The sequence below is a fragment of the Kitasatospora sp. NPDC057542 genome (assembly GCF_042801945.1).
Lineage (GTDB): Bacteria > Actinomycetota > Actinomycetes > Streptomycetales > Streptomycetaceae > Kitasatospora.
This window is the reverse complement of the sequence record NZ_JBHVFE010000568.1, coordinates 1-5,126: the sequence shown is the minus strand read 5'-3', so window position 1 is coordinate 5,126 and position 5,126 is coordinate 1. Positions and strand designations below refer to the sequence as shown.

Here is a 5,126-nt window from a genome sequence, read left to right as displayed (position 1 = left end):
CGGCCAGGCCGTGCAGGTAGGCGGCCGCCGACGCGGCGTCCAGCGGCGCGAGGCCCGCCGCCAGCAGGGAGCCGGCCAGCCCGGCCAGGACGTCGCCGCTGCCGGCGGTGGCCAGCCAGGAGGTGCCGGTGGGGTTCACCCGGACGGCCCCGCCCGGGTCGGCGACCACCGTGGTGGAGCCCTTCAGCAGCACCGTCGCGCGGTAGCCGGCCGCCAGCCGGCGGGCGGTGGCCAGCCGGGCGGAGGCCAGGTCGTCGGCGGCCGGCGGCGTGCCGCCCTCGGCGCCCGCGAGCAGCCGGGCGGCCTCGCCGGTGTGCGGGGTGAGCAGGGTGGGTGCGGTGCGGCCGGCCAGCGCGTCCGGGCCGAGCCGGCCCAGCTCGGTCAGCCCGTCCGCGTCCACCAGCACCGGGACGTCGCTCGCCAGCGCCTCGGTCAGCGTCTGCCGCGCCCCCTCGCCGCCGCCCGGCCCGACCACCCAGGCCTGCACCCGCCCGGCCCCGGCCGGCCCGCCCTCGGTGACCAGCGCCTCCGGGAAGCGCCGGACCACCTCCTCGGCGGCGGTGCCCACGTACCGGACGGCGCCCGCGCCGCCGTGCAGTGCCCCGGCCACCGCCAGCAGCGCCGCCCCCGGGTAGGTCGCCGAACCGGCCGCCACCCCGACCACGCCGCGCCGGTACTTGTCGCTCTCCGCGCCCGGCACCGGCAGCAGCGCCGCCACGTCCGCGTGCTGGAGCGCCGTCACCTCCGCGGCGGGCAGCTCCAGTCCGATGCCGACCAGCTGCACGGCGCCCGCGTACTCGGCCCCCGGGTCCACCAGCAGCCCGGGCTTGTAGGTGCCGAAGCAGACCGTGACGTCCGCGCGCAGGGCCGCACCCGGCACCTCGCCGGTGTCGGCGTCCACCCCGCTCGGCAGGTCCACCGCCACCACGATCCCGGACCGCCGGGCCTGCGCGTACGGCCGGGCCTCCGGGCGCAGCCCGCCCCGGCCGCCGATGCCGACGATGCCGTCCAGCACCAGGTCCGCACGCGAGAAGTCGGCCAGGCCGACTTCCTGCTCCACCGCCACCCGCCCACGGGCGGCCCGCAGCGCGGCCAGCCCGCCCGGGTGCGCCTTCTCCGGCGTCAGCAGCACCGCCGTCACCCGCGCCCCGCGCCGGGCCAGCGCGGCCCCGGCGTACAGGGCGTCACCCCCGTTGTCCCCGCTGCCCGCGAGCACCGTCACCCGGCTGCCGTACACCCTCCCCCGGCGCCGGGTCAGCAGCCGGGCGCAGGTCGCCGCCAGTCCGGCGGCCGCCCGCTGCATCAACGTTCCCTCCGGCAGCCGTGCCATCAGCTCGCCCTCGGCGGCCCGGACGGCTTCCACCCGGTGTGCATGACGCATGGCAGGGGCTCCTTCAGCAGTCGACGTACCGCCGACGCTAACCCGCGCCGCCGCCCCACGGGAGCCGGGCCTGCGGCACACTTTCGAGTGACAACCACTTCGATCCCCCACCGGCTTGAGTCCGTGCACCTACCTTGCGGCTCGGTACGAACCAGCAGGAGGGAGAAGGGCCATGGTCGCCATGCCGGCAGTCGAGCACCCGCTGGGCGAGGACAGCCTCCTCCAGGCGTTTCTGGAGCTGGACACCCCGCTGGGAAGCAAGGCCGAATTCATCGAAGGGGAGATCGTCGTGACACCGCCACCGGATGGACAACACGAGGGCGCGGTCTCGAAACTCGCCAAGCAGTTCTTTCGGAACGCCGCGATCGATTTGGACATCGCAGGGGTCAAGGGCCTGATCACCCCCAGAGGCCGGTTCATCCCCGACGGCACCGTCGTTCCGGCCGACCACTTCGACCATCTGGATTCCTGGGCCCCGGCGGACGACGTCCTCCTCGTCTTCGAGGTCACCTCGACCAATCCACACAAGGACCGCGAGCCCAAGCGAAGGGGATACGCCGCCGCCGGCATCCCGTGCTACCTACTGATCGACCGCAGCGACGGCACGGTCACGCTGTTCACCAACCCTGAGGACGGGGACTACATCACCCAGAGCAAGGTCGAGTTCGGCAAGACGATCGACCTGCCCACTCCGTTCTCCTTCACGCTCGACACGGCGCCCCTGCGGTAGGACGCAGCCACCGCAGGGGCGCCGTTGCCGACGAGCGCGGACTACTCGACGGTGACCGACTTCGCCAGGTTGCGCGGCTGGTCGACCTCGTGGCCCTTGGCCGTGGCCAGCTCGCAGGCGAAGACCTGGAGCGGGACGGTGGAGACCAGCGGCTGGAGCAGCACCGGGGTGACCGGGATGCGGATCAGGTGGTCGGCGTACGGCACGACCGCCTCGTCGCCCTCCTCGGCGATCACGATCGTGCGGGCGCCGCGGGCCCGGATCTCCTGGATGTTGGAGACGATCTTGTCGTGCAGGATCGACCGCCCGCGCGGCGAGGGCACGACCACCACGACCGGCAGCCCCTCCTCGATCAGCGCGATCGGGCCGTGCTTGAGCTCGCCCGCCGCGAAGCCCTCGGCGTGCATGTACGCCAGCTCCTTGAGCTTGAGCGCGCCCTCCAGGGCCACCGGGAAGCCGACGTGGCGGCCGAGGAACAGCACCGAGCGGGCGTCGGCCAGCGAGCGGGCCAGCTCGCGCACCGGCTCCATGGTCTCCAGGACCTGCTCGACCTGCTTCGGCGCGTCGCCGAGCTCCTTGATGACGGCGAAGATCTCGTCGCCCCACTTGGTGCCGCGCACCTGGCCCAGGTACAGGGCGACCAGGTAGCAGGCGACCAGCTGGGTCAGGAACGCCTTGGTGGAGGCGACCGCGACCTCCGGGCCGGCGTGGGTGTACAGCACCGCGTCCGACTCGCGCGGGATGGTGGAGCCGTTGGTGTTGCAGATCGCCAGCACCTTGGCACCCTGCTCACGGGCGTGCCGCAGGGCCATCAGGGTGTCCATGGTCTCGCCGGACTGCGAGATCGCGATGACCAGCGTGCCCGGGCCCATGATCGGGTCGCGGTAGCGGAACTCGGAGGCGACCTCGACCTCGCAGGGGATGCGGGTCCAGTGCTCGATCGCGTACTTGGCGATCATGCCGGCGTGGAAGGCCGTGCCGCAGGCCACGATGACGACCTTGTCGACCGAGCGCAGGTCGGCGTCGGAGATCCGCAGCTCGTCCAGGGTCAGCCGGCCGTCGGTGCCGATCCGGCCGAGCAGGGTGTCGGCGACCGCCTTCGGCTGCTCGGCGATCTCCTTGAGCATGAAGTAGTCGTAGCCGCCCTTCTCGGCGGCGGAGGCGTCCCAGTCGACGTGGTACTCGCGCACGTCGGCGGGGGTGCCGTCGAAGTTGGTGACGGTCACGCCCTCCCGGCGCAGCTCGACCACCTGGTCCTGGCCCAGCTCGATCGCCTCACGGGTGTGGGCGATGAAGGCGGCGACGTCCGAGGCGAGGAAGTTCTCGCCCTCGCCGCGGCCGACCACCAGCGGCGAGTTGCGGCGGGCACCGACCACCACGTCCGGCGCGTCCGCGTGCACGGCGACGAGGGTGAAGGCGCCCTCCAGCCGACGGCAGACCACCCGCATGGCCTCGGCGAGGTCGCCCGTGTAGGCCTCGCCCAGCAGGTGGGCGACAACCTCGGTGTCGGTCTCGGACCGGAGGGTGTGGCCGCGCTCGGCGATCTCGGCGCGCAGCTGGGCGAAGTTCTCGATGATGCCGTTGTGCACCACGGCCACCCGCTGGTGGTCGTCCAGGTGGGGGTGGGCGTTGGCGTCCGTCGGGCCGCCGTGGGTGGCCCAGCGGGTGTGGCCGATGCCGGTGGTGCCGCCGGGCAGAGGGGTCTCGGCGAGCGACTTCTCCAGGTTGGCGAGCTTGCCCGCCCGCTTGTCGGTGGCCAGGGTCCACTGCCCCTCGGAGTCCTGGACCTGCACTGCGACGCCGGCCGAGTCGTAACCCCGGTACTCCAGGCGCTGCAGGCCGGCGATTACTACGTCGAGGGCTGACTGAGCGCCCACATATCCAACAATTCCGCACATGCGTGCCAGCATAAGGGCGGTTCCGCGACCGCATTCCCGCCGCGCGGGAACGCTGCGTGACCGACACCACAGCCACCGTGAACGCCGCCACGGCTCACAATGGAGCATGTGCTGACCGAACTCTGTACGCGGGGCGCCGCCATGCCCGGCCCGTCACCGTCCCCCTACGTGGACCTCAGCCGGGCCGAGTGGAGCGCGCTGCGCGAGCGTACGCCGCTGCCGCTGAGCGCCGAGGAGGTGGAACGGCTGCGCGGCCTCGGTACCGCCCTCGACCTGGACGAGGTCCGCGACGTCTACCTGCCACTGTCGCGCCTGCTGAACCTGTACATCCACGCCACGCACGAGCTGCGCGGCACGCTGGGCACCTTCCTGGACACCCCGGACACCGAGCGCACCCGCACCCCGTTCATCATCGGCGTGGCCGGCTCCGTCGCCGTCGGCAAGTCCACCACCGCCCGCCTGCTCCAGGCGCTGCTCGCCCGCTGGCCCGAGCACCCGCGGGTCGAACTGGTCACCACCGACGGCTTCCTGCTGCCCAACGCGGAACTGCGCCGCCGCGGCCTGATGGCCCGCAAGGGCTTCCCCGAGTCGTACGACCGCCGGGCGCTGATGCGCTTCGTCGCGGACGTGAAGGCGGGCAAGGAGCGGGTCAGCGCGCCGGTCTACTCGCACCTGGTGTACGACATCGTGCCGGACGAGCGGCTGACCGTGGAGCGCCCGGACATCCTGATCGTCGAGGGCCTGAACGTGCTCCAGCCGGCCCTGCCCGGCACCGACGGCCGCACCCGCCTCGCGGTGGCCGACTACTTCGACTTCTCGATCTACGTCGACGCCCGGACCGACGACATCGAGCACTGGTACCTGGACCGCTTCCGCAAGCTGCGGCAGACCGCCTTCCAGGACCCGAACTCCTACTTCCGCCGCTTCACCGAGGTGCCGGAGGAGGAGGCGATGGAGTACGGCCGGCAGGTCTGGCGCACCATCAACAAGCCCAACCTGCTGGAGAACGTGCTGCCGACCCGCGGCCGGGCCACCCTGGTCCTCCAGAAGGGCCCGGACCACAAGGTCCGCCGGGCGCTGCTGCGCAAGCTCTGAGCGCACGTCGAAGGGCCCCCGC

4 protein-coding genes are annotated in these 5,126 nt (G+C 72.8%); 2 read left to right on the top strand and 2 right to left on the bottom strand.

Annotation, left to right across the window (positions count from 1 at the left end):
- A partial coding sequence (locus ACFU7Y_RS39735) for an NAD(P)H-hydrate dehydratase (RefSeq protein WP_380771280.1) occupies positions 1-1,381 on the bottom strand: 1,381 nt, incomplete at its 3' end.
- Between the two features lie 181 nt (positions 1,382-1,562).
- Between ACFU7Y_RS39735 and ACFU7Y_RS39730 the strand changes: the two genes are divergently transcribed.
- Positions 1,563-2,111 carry a Uma2 family endonuclease gene (locus ACFU7Y_RS39730; protein ID WP_224273952.1) on the top strand — a complete coding sequence of 183 codons (549 nt, stop codon included), beginning with the start codon at positions 1,563-1,565 and terminating at the stop codon, positions 2,109-2,111.
- Between the two features lie 41 nt (positions 2,112-2,152).
- Here the strand turns inward: ACFU7Y_RS39730 and glmS are convergent, their stop codons facing one another.
- A complete protein-coding gene (gene glmS, locus ACFU7Y_RS39725; RefSeq protein ID WP_224273943.1) occupies positions 2,153-4,009 on the bottom strand; it encodes a glutamine--fructose-6-phosphate transaminase (isomerizing) in 1,857 nt (618 codons plus the stop codon).
- Between the two features lie 99 nt (positions 4,010-4,108).
- On the opposite strand from glmS, the gene coaA reads away from it, so the two are divergent.
- Complete coding sequence (gene coaA, locus ACFU7Y_RS39720; RefSeq protein WP_380771279.1) at positions 4,109-5,104, top strand: type I pantothenate kinase; 996 nt, start codon at positions 4,109-4,111, stop codon at positions 5,102-5,104.
- Positions 5,105-5,126: the final 22 nt, after the last annotated feature.